A 19,225-nucleotide genomic window follows, 5' to 3' on the forward strand; every position below is an offset into this window, starting at 1 on the left:
GTGAACCTCCCAACAAAGATCCGATGTATGTGGGCCAGGGAGGTGCGGTCGCCATGGCCACAACAGGAAAGAATCTTTACAGTTAAGATTCGAGCGTCAGTCTTACATGATCGAAAGGGCCACGCAAGCCCTTTGCGGCAACCCGCGGAGCGGCACGGACTCCTGGCATCCCAAGGCCTTGCGCCCTCCGGACGGAGGTGTAAAACTGGCGAGCCGTACCCAACTGGAAGGTTTCTTTCCGGAAAGACGCCTTTCTGGAATCATGTTCACCTGGGCAGATATGCGCGGAACGGACTCCAGTGTCCGATCTCTCTCCGCGCCTGCGCGAATGTGAGCCCGCATCCGCCGAAGGAGCCCTCCGTGCCCCAATCAGAGATCATCTCGTCCGGCGGTTCCCCCGTCGGCACGGCGCAAGAGCACCCGCTCTCACACGGCCAGCAGCGACTCTGGTTCCTTCACCGCTTCGATCCGGCCGACCCGAGCTACAACACATCCTATGTTTACCGGTTGAAAGGTCGGCTTGATAAGTCCGCCCTGGCCTCCGCGTTCACCGCCGTCGCCGCCCGGCACGAGAGCCTGCGCACCCGCTTCCGCGAGACGGACGGGGAGCCGGTGGCGGTCGTCGGCCCGCCCGCCCCCGTGGCGGTCCGGCGGCTGACCGCCCGCGGCGAGGAGGAGGCGCGGGCCCTGGTCACCGCGCTCACCAACACCGCCTTCGACCTGACCGCCGCCGCGCCGTTCCTGGTCGCCCTGATCGAGCTGGGAGCGGACGACCACGTCCTGTGCGTCGTCGTGCACCACATCATCAGCGACGGCTGGTCGCTCAACGTGCTCCGCGCCGAGGTCGCCGCCCACTACGGCAGCCGCGGCACGGCCTCCCTGCCCGAACCGCCGCTCCAGTACGGCGAGCACGCCCGCGAGCGGCACTGGACGGACGCCGACCTGCATTGGTGGACCGGGCACCTGGCCGGCGTCCCCGCGCTGGACCTGCCCGCCGACCGGCCGCGGCCCGCCCAGCGGTCCGCCGCCGGGGCCGCGCTCGACTTCCGGATCGGCCCGGAGCGGGCCGCCGCGGTCGCCGGGCTGGCCCGCCGGGCGCGCTGCACGCCGTACATGGTGCTGTTCACCGCCTACCAGGTGCTCCTGGCCCGGCACACCGGCCAGGACGACTTCTGCGTGGGCACCCCGTCGGCCGGCCGGAACCGCGTCGAGCTGGAGTCCATGATCGGTTTCCTCTCGACCACGCTGCCCGTCCGGTGCGACGTGTCCGGCGACCCCACCTTCACGGAGCTGCTCCGGCGCACCCGTCGCGCGGTGCTGGACGCGCTCTCCCGCCAGGACGTCCCGTTCGAGCGCCTGGTGGCCGAGCTCGGCGTGCGCCGCGACCTGAGCCGCACTCCGGTCTTCCAGACGATGTTCGCCCTGCACACCCACGGCGAGGACCCCGACCCGCTGCCCGGCCTGTCGGCCGTCCCGTTCCCCAACGGCTGGAGCCCCGCGCGCCACGACCTGTCGGTGGACATGGCCGAACATCCGGACGGCTCCCTCGGCGGCACGATGATCTACAGCACCGAGCTGTTCGACCACGAGACCGTGGCCGGGTTCGCCGAGCGGTTCCAGGAGCTGCTCGCGGCGGCCGTCGCGGACCCGGACCTGCCGGTGAGCGCGCTGCGGATGGCGCCGGACGCCGAGCTGGCCGCGATGGACGCGTGGAACGCGACCGGCGCGGAGCTGCCGGAGGCGACGCTGGTCGACCTGGTGCTGGCGCAGGCCGCGGCCACCCCCGGCGCGGTCGCGGCCGTCTGCGGCCGGGACACGCTGACCTACGCGGAGCTGACCGGCCGGGCGGCGGAGCTGGCCGCCCGGCTGACCGCGGCGGGCGCGGGCCGCGGATCCCTCGTCGCGATCCGGATGGAGCGCGGCGCCGACATGCTCGTCGCCCTGCTGGGCACGGCGATGAGCGGCGCGGCCTACCTGCCGGTTGACCCGGACTACCCCGAGGCCCGCACCTCCTACATGATCGAGGACTCGGCGGCCGCCCTGGTCCTGACCTCCCTCGACGACCTGCCTCCCGCACCGGCGGGATCCGCCGCGGCCGATCCCGCCCGTCCCGGCGACACCGCGTACGTGCTGTACACCTCCGGGTCCACCGGGCGGCCGAAGGGGGTGGTGGTCCCGCACCGCGCGCTGGTGAACTTCCTGCTCGCGATGCGGTCGCTGGTGGGCTCCACCCCGCACGACGTGTGGCTCGGGCTGACCTCGCTGTCGTTCGACATCTCCGCCCTGGAGCTGTTCCTGCCGCTGGTCACCGGCGGCCGGGTGGTGATCGCGGACGCCGCGGCGGCCCGGGACGGCGAGGAGCTCGCCCGCCTGGTCCGCGAGGCCGGGGTCACCCACGTGCAGGCGACGCCGTCGGGCTGGCAGGTGCTCCTGGCCGGGGACCTGCCCCGGGTGACCGCGCTCACCGGCGGCGAGCCGCTGCCGGTCCGGCTCGCCCGCGAGCTGCGCCCGCGCGTGGACCGCCTGCTCAACGTGTACGGCCCCACGGAGACCACGATCTGGTCCACCGCCTGGGAGGTGCCCGCCGACCCCGGCGGGATCGTGATCGGCCGCCCGATCGCCAACACCACGGTCCACGTGGTGGACGGGACCGGCCGGACGGTCCCCGTCGGGGTCCCCGGCGAGCTGCTCATCGGCGGCGCCGGGGTCGCGACCGGGTACCTGGGCCGCCCCGCGCTGACCGCCGAGCGGTTCGTCCCCGGTCCGGACGGCACCCGCCGCTACCGGACCGGCGACCGGGTCCGGCTGCTCCGCGACGGGACCCTGGAGTTCCTCGGGCGCACCGACAACCAGGTCAAGCTGCGCGGGCACCGGATCGAGCCGGGCGAGATCGAGGCCGCGATGGACGCCTGCCCGGGAGTCCGGCAGTCCGTCGCCGCGGTCCGCGGCGACCTGCTGGTGGCCTACGTCGTGCCGGACCCGGCGGGCACGGGGAGCACGGCGGGACCGGCAGGCGAGGCGGGATCGGCGGGCGAGGCGGCGGGAGGCGAGGAGGACGCGTACCGGGACCTGCCGGACCGGGTGCGCGAGCGCCTGGCGCGCGAACTGCCCGGCTACCTGGTGCCCGGTGTGGTGACGGTGGTGGACGCGCTGCCGCTGACGCCCAACGGGAAGATCGACCGCTCCGCGCTGCCCGAGCCGGCCGCCGCGCCCCGCGCGCACGTCGCCCCGCGCGGCGACGCCGAGGAGCTGGTGGCGGAGGTCTTCGCCGAGGTGCTCGGCCTCGACGCGGTCGGGGCCCTCGACGACTTCTTCGCCCTGGGCGGCCACTCGCTGACGGCCACCCGGGTCGTCGCCAGGATCCGCGCGCTCGCCGAGGTCGAGGTGCCGATCCGCACGCTGTTCGCGCGGAGCACCGTGTCCGGGCTCGCGGCCGCGGTGGAGGAACTGCTGGTCGCCGAGATCGCCGCGCTGTCGGAGGAGGAGGCGGCACGCCTCATGGAGAACGGGGAACCGAGTTGAGCCATCTCGTCGTGGTCAACCACGAGGAACAGTATTCGATCTGGCCCGCGGGCCGGGACCTGCCGTCCGGCTGGCGCGCGGAGGGCACCTCCGGCGGCAGGGACGAGTGCCTGGCCCACATCGAACGGGTCTGGACGGACCTGCGCCCGCTCAGCGCGCGGGAGCCGTCCTCGCCCGGGAGACGCGCCGGGGATCCGGCGGCAGACGCTTCGGAGGGAACGCCGCATGCTTAGGGAACGGCTGGCCGCGATGGTGGCCGCGGCCTCGGACGGGACGGTCACCGCGGCCGAGGCCCTGGCGGCCACGGTGCCCCTGTCCGCGCTGGGGGTCACCTCCCTGGCGCAGATGCGGCTGATCGACGCCGTGGAGAGCGAGTTCGGGATCGAGTTCGACCTCTCGCGTGACGGGGTCGGCGTGCTGGAGGACCTCGGCGCCCTGGAGCGCTACGTCGCCGGAGCGGCGTGATGGACGCCCGGTTCTCCGGGGGCAGGTCGGGGACGGCACCGCTGACCTGGGGCCAGCGCGCCATCTGGGACACGGTCCGCAGGACCGTGCCCGACGACCGCTACTTCAACTTCGGCCGGATCCTGCCCGTACCGGGACGCGCCCGGCCGCTCACCCCCGAGCGGGCCGCCGCGGCGCTCGGCGCCCTGGTCGAGCGGCACGAGTCGCTGCGGACCACGCTGGGCGCGGCGGAGCCGTACCGGGACGGGGAGCACGCGGGACCGCACCGGTCCGAGGGGCGCGAACCCCGCCGGATCCTCGACCACGCCGAGCCGTACCAGGTCCTGGCGGGTGCGGGCACGATCCCGGTCACCGTCGCGACCGGCGACCCCGAGACCCTGCTCGGCGAGCTGACGGCGACCGCCTACGACTACGCCGCCGAGTGGCCGCTCCGGGCCGGGCTGGTGGTCGGCGGCGGCGAGGTCACCCACGTCGTGCTCGCCTTCTGCCACCTGGCCGCCGACGGGCTCGGCGCCGAGGTCGCCGTGCGCGACCTGCGGCTGCTGCTGATGCGCGGCTCGGTACCCGGGCCTCCCCCGCCGCAGCCGCTGGACCTGGCCCGCTGGCAGGAGTCGGGGGCCGGCCGGCGGGTGGCCGGGGTCGCCGCCGAGCACTGGGAGAACGAGTACCGGCGCATCCCGCCGACCATGTTCGACCGCCCCTCGCGGCAGGCGGCGAGCCCGCCGGTGTGGCGGGCGAAGATCGTGTCACGGGCGCTGGACCTGGCCGTCCAGCGGATCGCCGCCGTGCACGCCACGAGCACCTCGACCGTGCTGCTGGCCGCCTCCTCCGCGCTGGTCTCCGCGGCGACCGGCCACGAGGTGTGCGCGATGCTGCCGATCGTGGGCAACCGCTTCCGCGGCGACACCGTGAACGCGGTCACCACCCTCTCCCAGGAGGGCCTGTTCGTGCTCGACGCGGACCGGGCGGACCTGGCCGGGCTGCTGCGCGCAGCGCGGCCGGCCGCGCTGCGCGCCTACCGCTCCGCCTACCACGACCCCCGCGACCGCGACCGGCTGGAGGCAGAGGCGAGCCGGGAGCGGGGCACCCGCGTCCACCCCTACTGCTGCTTCAACGACATGCGCTTCACCGACCGCGCCGACGCCTCCCACGACGAGGCGACGGTACGGCGGGCGATGGACGGGACGACCCTGACCTGGCCGCTCAGCCAGGACCGGCTCAACTGCCGGTTCTGCCTGCACCTGACCGCCGAGCCCGGCGGCCTGGGGGTCTCGGTGACCGCCGACACCCGCTTCCTGTCCCGGCCGTCCATGGAGCGCTACCTCCTCGACCTGGAGTCCACACTGGTGGCGGCCGCCTTCCGCGAGGTGCCGGAGCTGGTCGGTTGACTCCCTTCCCCGATCTCCCCGATCTCCCCGGCCTTCCGGGGGCGAGGCCCGAGATCCCCGTCCCGGAGAGGGCCCGATGACCGTCCACGCCTATGCCGAGTCGACCTCCCGGGCCCAGGGCGAACCGCTCGCCTTCCACCTGACCCACACCTCCCGGGCACCGCTGCGCGGCTCGGTGCACGTGGAGGACGTCGCCTCCGGGCTGCGCGTGCTCGACGGGGTGTTCGACGGCCCCCGCTGGACGCTCGACGTCCCCGCCGGCTGGACCAGCTCGCTCTACCGGGCGGTCTTCACGGCCGGGGAGAGCGCCTGCGAGGTGTACTTCGTGGTCCGGGCCGCCCGCCCGGCCTCGCCGGTCCTGCTCTCGGTCCCGTTCCCGACCTGGCAGGCCTACAACCGGGCGGGGATCCCCGGCGAGTCCCTCTACTGGACCGAGGACCCCGCCCGGGCCGCGCGCGTCTCCTTCGACCGGCCGGGCGGCGGCCCGCCCCCGGAGCGCTGGGAGGAGGGCATGATCCGCTGGCTGGGGCCCGCCGGGTACGAGGTGGACTACTGCTCCGGCCTGGACCTGCACGACGGCGGGGAGCTGCTGGCCGGCTACCGCCTGCTGGTGGTCAACGGCCACGACGAGTACTGGTCGGCGGGCATGCGCGACACCGTCGAGGAGTTCGTCCGGCGGGGCGGCAACCTCGCGGTCTTCTCGGGCAACACCTGCTGGTGGCAGTTCCGGCTGGAGGACGGCGGGCGGACGATGGTCTGCTACCGGGACGCCGTCGCCGACCCCGTGGCGGCGGTGGAACCCGCCCTCACCACGGTCGAGTGGTCCGGCGCCCCGGTCGACCGGCCGGAGAACTCGATGATCGGGGTGAGCTTCCGGCGGGGCGCGGGGACCTGGGGGCCGTACATGCGGCTGATGCACGAGGAGTCCTACACCGTCCGCTTCCCCGAGCACTGGGCCTTCTCCGGGACCGGTCTCGGGGAGGGCGACAAGTTCGGCCAGGGCGCGCTCGGCTACGAGACCGACGCGTGCGACTTCACCGAGGTCGACGGCGTCCCGGTGGCCACCGGCCGGGACGGCACGCCGCCGTCCTTCGTCATCCTGGCCACCGCGGACCTGCGCCACTGGCACCGGTACGGCCAGGGCGGCATGGCGACCATGGGCGCCATGCGCCTGGGCGCGGGGAACGTGTTCACCGCCGCCACGGTGAACTGGGGCAACGCCCTGCACGATCCGGTCGTGGACCGGATCACCCGCAACGTGCTGGACCGGCTGTCCGGGCCGGGGGGCGGCTGGGAGGTGATCGGTCCCGCGGGCTCGCTGCGCGCGCTGGCCGTCCTCGGCCCGGTGCTGTACGGCGCGGCCGAGGACGGCTCGCTGCTGGCCCGGGACCTGTCGGGCCAGAACCTGCGCTGGCGGCGGGACGGCTCCGCCCCCGGGGTGACCGCCCTGGCCGTGCCCCGCGAGGCGACCACCGCCCTCCCCGTCGGCCTGTACGGCCTCACCGAGGACGGCCGCCTGGTCCTCCGCGAACCCGACGGCTCCTGGTCCGCGCTCGGCGGCGCACCCGCCGGCGCGACGGGCCTCGCGCTGGTCAACGGCGAGGTGTTCGCCGCCACCCCCTCGGCCCTGTGGCGCCGCTCCGCGGACGGCTCCTGCTGGGACCCGGCCGGGCCCGCCCCCGGGGTGGTCGCCATGGCCTCCGCGAACGGCCGCCTCTACGCCGTGGACGCGGCCGGCCTCGTCCGCACCCGGCTGCCGATCGCCGGTCCGGCCGAGTGGACCCGCCTGTGCGACGCCGCGGGCGCCACCGTCCTGACCGCCCACGCCGGCCTGCTGGTCGGCACGGCTCCCGGCCGCCCGCTGTCCTGGCGCGCCTGCACGCCGGACCCGCCCTCCGGCGGGGCCGGCTCGGGGTGACAGGCGACGCGGGCGCTGGGAGTCACGGCAGGCGGGGGCCGTAGCGGGCCGCGGGCGACCGGGTGACCATGGCCCAGTAGCGGTCGCCGTAGGACCAGTGCCACCACTCGGTGGGGTAGTTGACCAGGCCCGCGGGCTCCAGGACCGAGGCGAGGAGCTTGCGGTGGTGGCGGGCCTCGGTGGACAGGCCGGGGACGTCGGTGTAGCAGGCGCCGCCGCTCTGCTCCGGGGTGGCGTTGACCGGGGTGCCCATGTCGAGCTCGGCGCCGTCCTCGGTGCACAGGGTCAGGTCGACCGCCGCGCCCGCGGTGTGCGGGGCGACCTCGACGGGTGAGACGTACCGGCTGGCCGCCGACCAGAGTTCCTCGGGCGACATTTCTGGAAATGTCGCCCGCAAGGATGCCGAGTACTCCTCGAAGATCTGCTGCTGCGCCGCGACCGGCCGGTACCCCTCCACCACCAGGAGCCGGTACCCCGGGGGCAGCTGCGCCTGCGCCGCCTCCAGGCGGGTCAGCAGCCCCTCCCGCAGGCGGGCGAAGTCCCCCTCGGGGTCGGCGAGCCGGTCGTCGGTCCGCAACCGGCCCCGGACGTCGACCAGCGGCTCTCCGCTCTCCTCGACCGGGATCGAGACGACTCGGGGGTCGGAGATCAACACGATTTCTCGCATATATTCAATTGTCACACTGTGTCGGAGAAAACCTGTTCCCGGGCCTGCTCCAGAGCGGACTCCAGGGCACCCCGGAGCACCGGATTGCCCTCCACCTCGGTCACCACGACCCTCGGCTGGCTCGGGCAGACCCTCGCCACCGCCTCCTCGACCCTGGCCGCGAGCACCGCTCCACCGGCCCGGCCGACGTCGCCGCTGAGCACGATCAGCCCGGGGTCCAGCACCACGGCCACCGCCGCCACGCCGACCGCCAGCCGTCCGGCGAGCTCGTCGAGGAAGCCCTCCGCTCCGGCGGCGACGGCCGTACGGACGCACTCGCCCGCGGACCGGCCGCCCACGCCGTGCGCGCCCGCCAGCCCGGTGACCGCGTCCCCGCCGACCAGGCGCTGGAAGGAACCCGACTGGGGCTCGCTCACATCGGTCGGGAGCGGCTCTCCGGGGACCGGGAGCCAGCCGATCTCGCCCGCGCCCCCGGTGAAGCCGCGGTGCAGCCGGCCGTCGAGCATGACCCCGAGGCCCTGGCCGATCCCGGCCCAGACCAGCACGAAGTCGTCCACTCCCGCGGCGGCGCCGTGCGAGCGCTCGGCCAGCGCGGCCAGGTTCACATCGTTCTCGATCGTCACCGGGATGGCGAGGTCCCGGCGGAGCTCGGCGAGCACGTCCCCGTGCCAGGAGGGCAGGTCGAGGGAGAAGCGCATGTCGCCGGTCCGGGGGTCGACGACGCCCCTGGTCCCGATCACGAAGGCGCGCAGCCGGGAGAACTCGACGCCCGCCGCCGCGCAGGCCTTCTCGACCGCGCCGCACACCAGCCGCACCGGGTCCTCGTGGTCGCTGGGGTCGACCGAGACCTCGGCGACGAGCGCGCCGGTGATGTCGGCGATTCCCGCGCTGATCCGGTCCGGCAGCACGTCCAGCCCGGCCGCGTACGCGCACGAGGGCACCACGCCGTAGAGCGCGGCGTTCGGGCCGCGCCCGCCCGCCTGCTCGCCGACCACCGCGACGAGGTCGCGCTCCTCCAGCCGGGAGAGCAGCTGGCCCGCGGTGACCTTGGACAGACCCGTGTGCTCTCCCAGTTCGGCCCGGGTGAGCGGGCCGCCGGAGAGCAGGAGTTCCAGCGCCGAACGGTCGTTGAGCTGGCGCAACAACCTGGGTGTCCCCGGGCGTCTGGGCAAGGCGGCCTCCCCCGTCACGATCCGCTAACGATCGTTTCTTTTAAGAAAGTTTCTTGTTAGTTTAGCGGCAGGCAGCCCGCAGGCAAGTGATCGTCGCCGCGGGATGCCGCAGCGCCGACCGCTCCTAGTGAGTGCAGAGGGTCGCGGGGGGCCCTAGCCGATACAGATGAGCGCTACCCCGTCGAAAGCCGGGAAGGGAGAACCCAAGTGAAGTTCGCGAAAATCGCCACCGCGACGGCCGCCACCGCCGCACTGGCCCTGGGCCTCGCCGCATGCTCCAGCGAGCCGGCCACGGAGACCGCGCCGAAGGGTGACGCCTCCGCCGCCTCCGGCGGTCAGAAGTTCGCCGGTCAGAAGCTGACCGTGTGGCGTCTGGGCGCGCCGGACGAGAAGCAGAACGCGCTCATGGCCGACCTGAACGCGAAGTTCAAGGAGACCACCGGCGCCGAGGTCAACCTCCAGTGGGTCCCGTGGCCGGACGCGCAGGCCAAGTGGACCGCCGCCCTCGCCGGCGGCGAGGGCCCGGACGTCACCGAGTTCGGCAACGACCAGGTGGCCGCCTGGGTCGCGCAGGACGCCCTCACCGACATCACCGACCTCGTCAAGGGCCACGCCGACTTCCAGCAGATCCCGCAGAACCTGTGGGGCTACGAGACGGTGGACGGCAAGATCTACGCCGCCCCGTGGGGCGGCGGCACCCGCGCCGTCCTCTACCGCAAGGACTGGTTCAAGGAGCTGGGCATCGAGGTCCCCAAGAACTGGGACGACCTCGTCGCGGCCGGCAAGAAGATCGTCGCCGAGAAGGGCAAGGACGTCGACGGCTTCGCCTTCAACGGCGGCTCCGACGCCAACATGTCGCTCTCCCCGTTCGTCTGGTCCGCCGGCGGCGACTTCGCCGCCTTCGAGGGCGGCAAGTGGGTCGGCAAGCTGACCGAGCCCGGCTTCAAGGAGGGCTTCCAGTACTACACCGACCTCGTCGTCAAGCACGGCGTCTCGCGCAAGTCCGCCCTGACCCAGAACTCGGTGGACATCGCGACCCGCTTCGCCAACAGCAAGGTCGGCATGTACGTGACCGGTGGCTGGGACATCACCACCATCAAGGAGCAGAGCGGCGGCAAGGTCGGCGACGAGCAGATGGCCTTCTTCTCGCTCCCGGCCAAGGACGGCAGCGGCCCGGCGCCCGCCTTCCAGGGCGGTAACGACATCGCCATCTGGAAGGACGCCAAGCAGCCCGAGCTGGCCGCCGAGTACATCAAGCTCGCCGCGGGCGAGGAGTTCGGCACCCGCTACGCCAAGGACGGCGGCCTGCTGCCGCTGTACCCGAAGGCGCTGGGCGAGTACGCCACCGACCCGGTCCAGGCGCCGTTCGCCGAGACCTTCAAGGTCGCCAAGGGCTTCCCGAACGACACCAACTGGGCCGAGGCCAACGACACCAAGGCGGTCCTGCAGAACGCGGCCCGCTCGGTCATCGAGGGCAAGAAGGACGTCGACACCGCGCTGGCCGACGCCAACAAGGAACTCGAAGAGATCCTGAACCAGTAGAAATGGCCGACACCTCAACCATCGCCCGGGGCGGGGGCTCCTCCCCCGCCCCGGCGCGGGGGCGCCGAGGCAGTGCACCCCCGCGCAAGCCCAGCGGGCTGCCCGCCTGGGTGGTCCCCTACGTGCTGCTCCTGCCCGGCCTGGTGGTCATCGGCGGTCTCCTGCTCTACCCGCTGTACCAGATGGTCGCCATGTCCTTCCAGAACGTGGGACTGCGGCAGATCCGGGGCGTTCCCGCCGAGTCGGTGGGGCTGGAGAACTACGAGAAGCTGCTGGAGTCGGAGCTCTTCTGGACCTCCCTCCGCAACACCGTCGTCTTCGCCGTCGTCACGGTGGCGCTCACCCTGATCCTCGGCACCGTGGTCGGGATCCTGCTGCACAACCTCAGCGGGAAGATGTCCACCTTCCTCATCGTCGGCATCATGGCCGCCTGGGCCACACCGGCGATCGCCAGTGCGATCATCTGGCGCTGGATGTTCGACGCCGAGTCCGGCATCATCAACTGGGCCCTCAACGCCCTGCCCGACTGGTTCTCCGAGCTGCTGTTCGGCCGTGCCGACTGGACCGGCGAGCCCTGGCTCAACGACCCCTTCACCATCTACCTGGTGCTCATCCTCGTCGTGGTGTGGGCGGGCTTCCCGTTCATCGCGGTCTCGATCCTCGCCGGGCTCAAGAGCATCTCCGCCGAGCTCTACGAGGCGGCCCGGGTTGACGGGGCCTCCGCGTGGCGGACCTTCTGGAAGATCACCGTCCCGCTGCTGAAGCCGGTCTTCTCGGTGCTGATCGTGCTCTCCACCATCTGGAACTTCAAGGTCTTCACCCAGCTGTTCGTCCTGGCCGGCGGGACCTCCAACCGCGAGGCCTTCAACCTGTCGCTGTTCTCCTTCACCCAGGCGTTCAGCGCACCGCCCAAGATGGGCATGGGTGCGGCCATCGCGGTGGTGCTGACGCTGATCCTGCTCGTCATCACCGCCGTCTACGTCCGCCAGATCGTGAAGACGGAGGATGTGCGATGACCGCCGTCGGAATATCCCGGAAGGCCGCCCGGGGGCACCAGCAGGCCAAGAAGCGCAAGCAGCTGCGCAGGTTCGGCCTCAACGCCGCGGCCGTCGCGGTGTTCCTGTTCGCGGTGTTCCCCGTCTACTGGATGGTGACCACGGCGTTCAAGAGCAGCGAGCAGATCTTCACCACCGATTTCATCCCGTTCCCGACCGATCCGACCTTCGAGCACGTCGAGCGGGTCTTCACCCAGGGCGTCGCCGGGCACTCCATCTGGAAGTTCCTGATGAACAGCGCGATCGTGGCGCTCGGCACGGTGCTCATCGGCGCCGTCTTCGCGCTGCTCGGCGCGACGGCGGTGGCCAGGTTCCGCTTCCGGGGCCGTACCTCGTTCCTGATCCTGCTGCTCATCGTGCAGATGGTCCCGGCCGAGGCGCTGCTCATCCCGCTCTTCCTGATGGTCCGCAGGGCCGGGCTCTACGACCAGCTCCTCGGACTCATCGTGGTGAACGTCGCGCTGACGCTGCCGTTCGCCATCTGGATGCTGCGCACCTTCGTCGCGGCGGTGCCCAGGTCGCTGGAGGAGGCGGCCTGGATCGACGGCGCGAGCCGGTTCACCACCTTCTGGCGGGTGCTGTTCCCGCTGGTGGCCCCCGGCCTCGTGGCGACCAGCATCTTCTCGTTCATCACCGCCTGGAACGAGTTCGTGTTCGCGCTGACCCTGATCAACGACCAGGGCAGCTACACCATGCCGGTGGCGCTGAGGTTCTTCGTGAGCCAGCGGTCGGTGGACTGGGGCGCGATCATGGCCGCCTCCACCCTGATGACCATCCCGGTGATCGTCTTCTTCCTCCTGGTGCAGCGGCGGATGGTCTCCGGCCTCGTCGCGGGCGCCGTCAAGGGCTGATCCCCCTGGTGCCGGTACGGCTCGCACCCACAAGGCGCGAGCCGTACCGGCCCTGCCCCCGTCCGATTCCCTCCTGATGTAAGGAGCTCTCCACCGCCATGTCCGAGTTCATCACGGGCCCCAGCGAGCAGGGGCTGTACCGCCTCGCGGCCGGCACGCTGCTCGTCGCCTTCCAGGGGACCACCGCTCCCGACTGGGTCCTCCGGGAACTGGACAACGGCCTCGGCGGCGTCACCCTCTTCGGCTTCAACGTCGCCGATCCCGATCAGCTCTCCGCGCTGACCTCGCGCCTGCGCGCGGCCGGCGACCCGGTCGTCTCGCTGGACGAGGAGGGCGGCGACGTCACCCGGCTCGCCTACCACGTGGGCAGCCCCTACCCGGGCAACGCCGCCCTCGGCGCCGTGGACGACGTGGAGCTGACCCGGAGCGTCTACCGCTCCATCGGCGACGACCTGGCCCGCTGCGGCGTCAACCTGGACATGGCACCGGACGCCGACGTCAACACCGCCGACGACAACCCGGTGATCGGCACCCGCGCGTTCGGCTCCGACGCCGCGCTCGTCGCCCGGCACACCGTCGCCGCCGTGCACGGCCTGCAGTCGGCGGGCGTGGCCGCCTGCGTCAAGCACTTCCCCGGCCACGGGGCCACCCGGCAGGACTCCCACCTGGAGGTCCCCCTCGTCGACGCCTCCCTGGAACTGCTGCACGAGCGCGAGCTGGTGCCCTTCCGCGCCGCCATCGAGGCCGGGACGAAATCCATCATGACCGCGCACGTCCGGGTTCCGGCGCTCACCGGCGACCTGCCCGCGACGCTCTCGCCCGCCGCCCTGACCGGCCTGCTCCGGGGTGAGCTGGGCTACGACGGCGTCGTCGTCTCCGACGCCCTCGACATGAAGGCGATCACCGACGCCTACGGCCTGGCCGGCGGCGCGGTGCTCTCCCTGGCGGCCGGGACCGACCTGCTCTGCCTCGGGCCGCTGCCCACCGAGGACGACGTCCGCCGGATCATCGCCGGGATCGTCGCCGCCGTCCGGGACGGCCGCCTGCCCGTCTCCCGCCTGGAGGAGGCCGCCGAGCGCGTGGCCCGCCTGCGCACCTGGTTCGGCGAGCCCCGTCAGGTGGCGGCCGGCGAGAACGTGATCGGGCTCACCGCGGCCCGCCGCGCGGTCAGCCTGACCGGCTCGGCCTCCCCGCTGGTCGACCCGCTGGTGGTCGAGGTGGACACCCCGCCGACCATCGCGGTGGGCGACGTGCCGTGGGGCTTCGCCCCGTGGCTCTCCCGGGCGGAGATCGTCCGGGTGAAGCCGGAGTCCGCCGACGTGTCCGGCCTCCTGGCGCGCGCCGAAGGACGGTCCCTGGTGGTCGTCGTCAAGGACGCGCACCGCTACGAGGCCAGCCGGACGGTCGTCTCCGCGCTGCTCGCCACCCGCCCGGACGCCACCGTGGTGGAGATGGGCCTGCCGATCTGGCGGCCCGCCGGCACCACCTACCTCGCCACGTACGGCGCCGCCCGCGCCAACGCCCAGGCCGCCGCCGAGCTCCTGAACCTCCGGGCCCCGGAGCCGTCCGCCCCCTGAGGCCCGGCGCCCTCCTCGAGTCTCTGAGGTCGCCGCACCCTGGAAGATTCTCCGGGAGACACCCTCATGGTCGAATTCCGTGTACTCGGCCCGCTTGAGATACGCGCCGCTTCAGGGCAGCTCCTCGTCCCGAAGCGGCGCAAGACGCGCACGCTGCTCGCGGTCCTCCTGCTGCGGGCCAACACCGCCGTCTCCGCCGACGAGCTCCTTGAGACCCTCTGGGAGGAGGACAGGCCGCCCTCCGCCAGGGCGAACCTGCAGTCCTACGTGTCGGAGCTCCGCAAGCTCCTCGGCGGGGGCATCGCCCTGGCCGCGGACGGATATCTGCTCACCGTGGACGAGGACGGCTACGACGCCGCCCGGTTCCGGGCGCTGGCGGGCAGCGGGCAGCGGGCGCTGGCCGCGGGCCGCTCCGCGGAGGCCGCCCACCACCTGGCCGGCGCACTCGCCCTGTGGCGGGGCGACCTCGTCGACGGCCTCCCCCTGCCGCAGTGGCTCTGGCCCGAGCGGGCGGCGCTGGAGGAGGCGCGGCTGTCGGCCTACGAGGACCTGGCCAGGGCCCGGCTGGCGCTGGGGCAGCACGATGATCTGGTCGCGGGCCTCATCGAGTTCACCGGCAGGAACCCCCTGCGGGAGAAGGCGTGGGCGCTGCTCATGCTGGCGCTCCACCGCTGCGGGCGGACGGCGGAGGCCGTGGACTCCTACCAGAGCGCTCGCGAAGTCCTCAAGGAGGAGCTCGGCGTCGCCCCGAACCGGGAACTCCGCGAGCTGCACGGCCGGATCCTCCGGGAGGACCCCGGGCTGCTCCGTCCCCCCGGCCCCGTCTCCCCCGCCCTCGCCGCGGTGCCGCGCCCGCACCAGCTCCCCGCCGGGGTGGGCGACTTCGTCGGCCGGTCCGGCTATCTGCGCGTCCTCGACGACCTCTTCCGCACCGAGGGCGGCGGCTCCGTCTCCTGCGCGCTCACGGGAACCGGCGGTGTCGGCAAGACCGCCCTCGCCGTCCACTGGGCCAACTCCGCCGCCGCGCGCTTCCCCGACGGTCAGCTCTATGTCGACCTGCGCGGGTTCACCCCGTCCGCCAGGCCCATGCACCCCATCGAGGCCCTGTCCCGGTTCCTCCGCTCCCTGGGCGTCCCGCCCGAGCAGATTCCCCTCACCACCGACGAGGCGGCCTCGCTCTACCGGAGCCTGCTCTCCGGCAAGCGCGTCCTGGTGCTGCTGGACAACGCCTTCGACGGGGACCAGGTGCGGCCCCTGATCCCTCCCGTCCCGTCGTGCACGCTGATCACGAGCCGGGACCGGCTCGACTGCCTGGCCGCCCTCGACGGGGTACGGCGGATCGGCGTCGACGTCATGTCCGGCGAGGAGGCCGGTGAGCTCCTCAGGAGGATCACCGGCGCGGAGTGCGAACGGCTCGCGCGGTTCTGCGACCATCTCCCGCTCGCGCTCCGGCTCGCCGCGACCCAGATCGCCGGCGACCCCCGGCTCGACACCGCCGCCTACCTGAAGAGACTGGACGACGCAGACCCCCTGGACCTGCTCGACGGCGGCATCGGGCGGCGCCGGGCCATCCGCTCGGCGTTCGACCTCTCCTACCGGCGGCTGCCCTACGAGACCAGACGCCTGTTCCGCGCGCTGAGCGTGATGCCCGGCGCCGACTTCACCGCCGAGACGGCCGCGGCCGTACTCGACGCGCCGCTCGACGCCGTCGCTGCCTCGCTGGACGTCCTCTCCCGCGCCCACCTCGTCACCGGTGACGCCGACGGCCGGTTCGGCCTGCACGACCTGCTCCGGGCGTACGCGCTGGAGCGGTTCGGCGAGGAGGACGACGCGTCCGCCCGCCGGCGGGCGCACCACCGGCTGACACGGTGGTACCTGCGGCACGCGCGGGCGGCGTCGGAGCTGGTCTGCCCGCAAATGATCTTCCTGCCGGCCGATCTCTCGCCGCCGCCGTCCTTCGGCGACGAGGTCGCGGCCCTCCGCTGGCTGGAGAGCGAACGGCACAACCTTCTCTCCCTCGCCGACCGGCTCGCAGGACCGGCCAAATGGCTGCTGGTCGACGCGCTCCGCGGCTACTGGTACCTGCGGCGGCACTCGTCGGACTGGCTGCGGCACGTGGAGAGCGCCCTCGCGGCGGCCGAGTCGGCCGCCGACCCGACCGCCCAGGCCGCCATGCGGGGCAGTCTCGCGGAGGTCTGCCTGCTCCTCGAACGGCACACGGAGGCGCTCGGCCACAACACGGCGGCGCTCGAACTCTCCCAGACCGCCGGCTGGACCGAGCACGAGGCCGCCACTCTGGGCCGGCTGGGCACGTTCCACCTCGCCCGGGGCGAACCCTCCCTGGCATCCGAGTACTGCCTGCGCGCCATCGAGGTCCATCGGAGAGCAGGCGTGCACCGCGGGGTGATCAGCAACCTCGGCAACCTCGGACTGGCCAACATCCATCTCGGCAACCTCCGGCACGCGGCGGAGCAGCTCGGCGAGGCGCTCCGCTGGGAGCGCGAGAGGCGCTCGACCATGGGCGAGGCCATCGCCCTGGGAAACCTCGGCCTGGTCGCGCACCACATGGGCGAACCCGACCTCGCCGCCACCCGGCTGGACCGCGCTCTGGAACTGTTCGGCATCCTGAAGAACGAGTACGGCACGGCGGACACGCTCTCGTCCCTGGCCGCCGTCCACCACGACGTGGACGCGCACGGCCCCGCTCACGACCTGGCCGTGCGCGCTCGCGACCTCGCCCGTGCCATCGGCGACACCAGGACCGAGGCGTCGGCGACCAGCACCCTGGGGACCACCGTACGGGCGGGTGCCCCCAGGAGGGCCGCCCGGCTTCACGAACAGGCCCTCTCGCTGGCCCTGACCGGCCATTTCCGCTACGAGACGGCGCAGGCGCACATCGAGCTGGCCGTCTCCCTGCGGTCGCTCGGCGATGACGCCGCCGCCGCGCGCCACGCGGAGCACGCGCTGGCCGTCACCCGCCGCAACGGCTTCCGGCGGCTCGAGGGCTACGCGCTCCTCGCCGCCGCGCGCCCCGACCAGGCCGGATCCGTCTTCGCCGAGGTGGGGGACGCCCTCGGCCTGACCCGCAGCCGCCGGTCCTGTATGGCGGACGTGAAGCGGTCGTGTGCATCATCGTGAGCCACGCGCCCCGGCCGGCGCCGCCACCGCACAGGAAGAACCGTCGATGCCCAACCTCACCGCCGCCGCCGCGCTCGTATGGCAGGCGGCCCCCAGAGTCGTCGCCGGTCAGGTGAGCGCGACCGTCCTGCTGGCCGCCGCGCCGGTCGCGGGCGCGTGGCTCACCAAACTGGTGCTCGACGGCGTGACGGCCGGACGGCCGTGGCCGTGGCTCCTCGGATGCGCTGCGGGCCTCGCGGGGGCGGGCCTGCTCGGAGCCGTGTGCGCCCAGGCCACCCGGTACCTGAACGCGGAGGCCGAACGACGCGTCGGGCTCCTGTCCCGCAGACGCCTGCACGAGGCGGTCAACCGCTTCACCGGTCTGGGCCGATTCGAGGAGCCCCGCTTCCACGACAGGCTGCGGCTCGCGCAGGAGGCCAGCCAGATGGCCACCGGCTCACTCGTGCTGAGCGCCACCGGCATGGCGCGCGGCCTTCTCCTCACCGCCGGGTTCCTGAGCGCGATGATCATGATCAACGTGTTCCTGACGGTTCTGGTCCTGCTCGCCGTCGTTCCCGCCGTCGCCGCCGAGCGGGCGCTCAACCGTTCCCGTGCCGGGATGATGTGGCGGATCAGCCCGGCCGTCCGCCGCGACATCTTCTACTCGCAGCTGCTGACCGACGTGCGGGCGGCGAAAGAGGTGCGGCTCTTCGGCGTCGGCGGATTCCTGCTGGACCGCATGATCGGTGAGCGGTCCTCCGCCGACGCCGCCGAGCGGGAACGGGACCGCCGCGAGCTGTGGACGCAGAGCTGCCTGACGGCGCTGTCCGCGCTCACGGCCGCGGGCGGCCTGGTGTGGGCGATCGGCGCGGCCCGGGACGGCCGGCTCACCATCGGGGACCTCTCCCTGTTCCTGGCCGCCGCAGCCGCGGTCCAGGCCTCCCTGGCGCAGATCATCGCCGACTACTCCACCGTCCAGCGCTCCCTGCTGCTCTTCGGCCACTACGTCGACGTGGTGACCGCGGAACCCGACCTGCCCTCCCTGGGCCTTCCGGCGCCGGAGCTGCGGTCGGGCATCGAGCTGTGCGACGTGTGGTTCCGCTACTCCCCCGAGCACCCATGGGTGCTGCGCGGCGTCGACCTCCTCATCCCCCACGGCGAGGCGGTGGCCGTCGTCGGCCGCAACGGCGAGGGGAAGAGCACCCTGGTCAAGCTCCTGTGCCGGTTCTACGACCCCGATCGCGGAAAGATCCTCTGGGACGGTGTGGACATCCGCGAACTGGCCCCGGACACGCTCCGCGCCCGGATCGGGGCGGTCTTCCAGGACTTCATGGAGTACGACCTCTCCGCCGGGGAGAACATCGGCATCGGGGACCTCGACGCGATGCACGACCGGGAACGCGTGACCGCGGCGGCCCGGACGGCGGGAGCCCACGACATGATCCGCGAGCTGCCCCAGGGTTACGACACCGTGCTGAGCCGCATGTTCGGCTCTCCCGGGGAGGAGGACCTCGCGGGCGTACCGCTCTCCGGCGGGCAGTGGCAGCGGCTGGCGCTGGCCCGCGCGCTCCTGCGCGACCGGCAGGACCTGCTCATCCTCGACGAACCGAGCTCGGGACTCGACGCCGAGGCCGAGTACCGGATCCACACGACCCTGCGCGAGCGCCGGAGGGGCAGGACCAGCCTGCTGGTCTCCCACCGTCTCGGGGCGGTCCGCGACGCCGACCGGATCGTCGTCCTGTCCGACGGCCGCGTCGCCGAGCGGGGCCGCCACGCCGAACTCATGGAGCGGGACGGCCACTACGCCCGGTTGTTCACCCTCCAGGCAGAGGGATACAGCCTCCATCCGGAGGCCGAGGGATACAGCCTCCATCCGGAGGCCGAGGGATACAGCCTCCATCCGGAGGCCGAGGGATACAGCCTCCATCCGGAGGCCGAGGGATACAGCCTC

13 protein-coding genes are annotated in these 19,225 nt (G+C 73.0%); 11 read left to right on the forward strand and 2 right to left on the reverse strand.

Annotation, left to right across the window (positions count from 1 at the left end; genetic code table 11):
* Positions 1 to 27: 27 nt before the first annotated feature.
* From FHS22_RS19210 to FHS22_RS19230, 5 genes are all read left to right on the forward strand, one after another.
* The gene (locus FHS22_RS19210; RefSeq protein WP_260408071.1) at positions 28 to 3,522 is read left to right on the forward strand and encodes an amino acid adenylation domain-containing protein; all 3,495 of its coding nucleotides are present in this window, start codon (positions 28 to 30) and stop codon (positions 3,520 to 3,522) included.
* Positions 3,519 to 3,755 carry an MbtH family protein gene (locus FHS22_RS19215; RefSeq protein ID WP_184943535.1) on the forward strand — a complete coding sequence of 79 codons (237 nt, stop codon included), beginning with the start codon at positions 3,519 to 3,521 and terminating at the stop codon, positions 3,753 to 3,755. The genes FHS22_RS19210 and FHS22_RS19215 overlap by 4 nt, the downstream gene beginning before the upstream one ends.
* On the forward strand, positions 3,748 to 3,987 hold the full coding sequence (locus tag FHS22_RS19220) for an acyl carrier protein (protein WP_184943536.1): 240 nt from the start codon (positions 3,748 to 3,750) through the stop codon (positions 3,985 to 3,987). Before FHS22_RS19215 ends, FHS22_RS19220 begins: the two co-directional genes overlap by 8 nt.
* Positions 3,987 to 5,375: a non-ribosomal peptide synthetase condensation domain protein gene (locus FHS22_RS19225; protein ID WP_184943538.1), complete on the forward strand. Its 1,389-nt coding sequence runs from the start codon at positions 3,987 to 3,989 to the stop codon at positions 5,373 to 5,375. The genes FHS22_RS19220 and FHS22_RS19225 overlap by 1 nt, the downstream gene beginning before the upstream one ends.
* A gap of 76 nt (positions 5,376 to 5,451) precedes the next feature.
* Positions 5,452 to 7,293 (forward strand): N,N-dimethylformamidase beta subunit family domain-containing protein, encoded by a 1,842-nt coding sequence (locus tag FHS22_RS19230; RefSeq protein ID WP_184943540.1) that lies wholly within the window; start codon positions 5,452 to 5,454, stop codon positions 7,291 to 7,293.
* Between the two features lie 22 nt (positions 7,294 to 7,315).
* Here the strand turns inward: FHS22_RS19230 and FHS22_RS19235 are convergent, their stop codons facing one another.
* Positions 7,316 to 7,960 (reverse strand): M15 family metallopeptidase, encoded by a 645-nt coding sequence (locus FHS22_RS19235; RefSeq protein WP_184943542.1) that lies wholly within the window; start codon positions 7,958 to 7,960, stop codon positions 7,316 to 7,318.
* 11 nt (positions 7,961 to 7,971) lie between these two features.
* Complete coding sequence (locus FHS22_RS19240; RefSeq protein ID WP_184943544.1) at positions 7,972 to 9,132, reverse strand: ROK family transcriptional regulator; 1,161 nt, start codon at positions 9,130 to 9,132, stop codon at positions 7,972 to 7,974.
* Between the two features lie 207 nt (positions 9,133 to 9,339).
* Here FHS22_RS19240 and FHS22_RS19245 point away from each other — a divergent pair, with 207 nt between their 5' ends.
* The 6 genes from FHS22_RS19245 to FHS22_RS19270 all read left to right on the forward strand — a co-directional run.
* Entirely contained in the window at positions 9,340 to 10,674 is a 1,335-nt protein-coding gene (locus FHS22_RS19245) for an extracellular solute-binding protein (protein ID WP_184943546.1), read from the forward strand.
* Between the two features lie 2 nt (positions 10,675 to 10,676).
* Positions 10,677 to 11,690, forward strand: coding sequence for a carbohydrate ABC transporter permease (locus tag FHS22_RS19250; protein ID WP_184943548.1), 1,014 nt, complete (start codon positions 10,677 to 10,679; stop codon positions 11,688 to 11,690).
* A complete protein-coding gene (locus tag FHS22_RS19255) occupies positions 11,687 to 12,580 on the forward strand; it encodes a carbohydrate ABC transporter permease (protein ID WP_184943550.1) in 894 nt (297 codons plus the stop codon). The genes FHS22_RS19250 and FHS22_RS19255 overlap by 4 nt, the downstream gene beginning before the upstream one ends.
* A gap of 98 nt (positions 12,581 to 12,678) precedes the next feature.
* Complete coding sequence (locus FHS22_RS19260; protein ID WP_184943552.1) at positions 12,679 to 14,157, forward strand: glycoside hydrolase family 3 protein; 1,479 nt, start codon at positions 12,679 to 12,681, stop codon at positions 14,155 to 14,157.
* A gap of 66 nt (positions 14,158 to 14,223) precedes the next feature.
* Entirely contained in the window at positions 14,224 to 17,295 is a 3,072-nt protein-coding gene (locus FHS22_RS19265) for an AfsR/SARP family transcriptional regulator (protein WP_184943554.1), read from the forward strand.
* A gap of 46 nt (positions 17,296 to 17,341) precedes the next feature.
* Positions 17,342 to 19,225: ABC transporter ATP-binding protein (locus tag FHS22_RS19270; protein WP_184943555.1), on the forward strand; the 1,884-nt coding region annotated here is incomplete at its 3' end.

Source organism: Thiemannella venezuelensis (assembly GCF_014203605.1).
Lineage (GTDB): Bacteria > Actinomycetota > Actinomycetes > Streptosporangiales > Streptosporangiaceae > Planomonospora_A > Planomonospora_A venezuelensis.

Excerpts from the sequence above, each read along its gene's own strand:
- FHS22_RS19210 (WP_260408071.1), top strand. The coding sequence starts at position 28 with ATGTGGGCCAGGGAGGTGCGGTCGCCATGGCCACAACAGGAAAGAATC.
- FHS22_RS19220 (WP_184943536.1), top strand. The coding sequence starts at position 3,748 with ATGCTTAGGGAACGGCTGGCCGCGATGGTGGCCGCGGCCTCGGACGGG.
- FHS22_RS19225 (WP_184943538.1), top strand. The coding sequence starts at position 3,987 with ATGGACGCCCGGTTCTCCGGGGGCAGGTCGGGGACGGCACCGCTGACC.
- FHS22_RS19230 (WP_184943540.1), top strand. The coding sequence starts at position 5,452 with ATGACCGTCCACGCCTATGCCGAGTCGACCTCCCGGGCCCAGGGCGAA.
- FHS22_RS19235 (WP_184943542.1), bottom strand. The coding sequence starts at position 7,960 with ATGCGAGAAATCGTGTTGATCTCCGACCCCCGAGTCGTCTCGATCCCG.
- FHS22_RS19250 (WP_184943548.1), top strand. The coding sequence starts at position 10,677 with ATGGCCGACACCTCAACCATCGCCCGGGGCGGGGGCTCCTCCCCCGCC.
- FHS22_RS19255 (WP_184943550.1), top strand. The coding sequence starts at position 11,687 with ATGACCGCCGTCGGAATATCCCGGAAGGCCGCCCGGGGGCACCAGCAG.
- FHS22_RS19260 (WP_184943552.1), top strand. The coding sequence starts at position 12,679 with ATGTCCGAGTTCATCACGGGCCCCAGCGAGCAGGGGCTGTACCGCCTC.
- FHS22_RS19265 (WP_184943554.1), top strand. The coding sequence starts at position 14,224 with ATGGTCGAATTCCGTGTACTCGGCCCGCTTGAGATACGCGCCGCTTCA.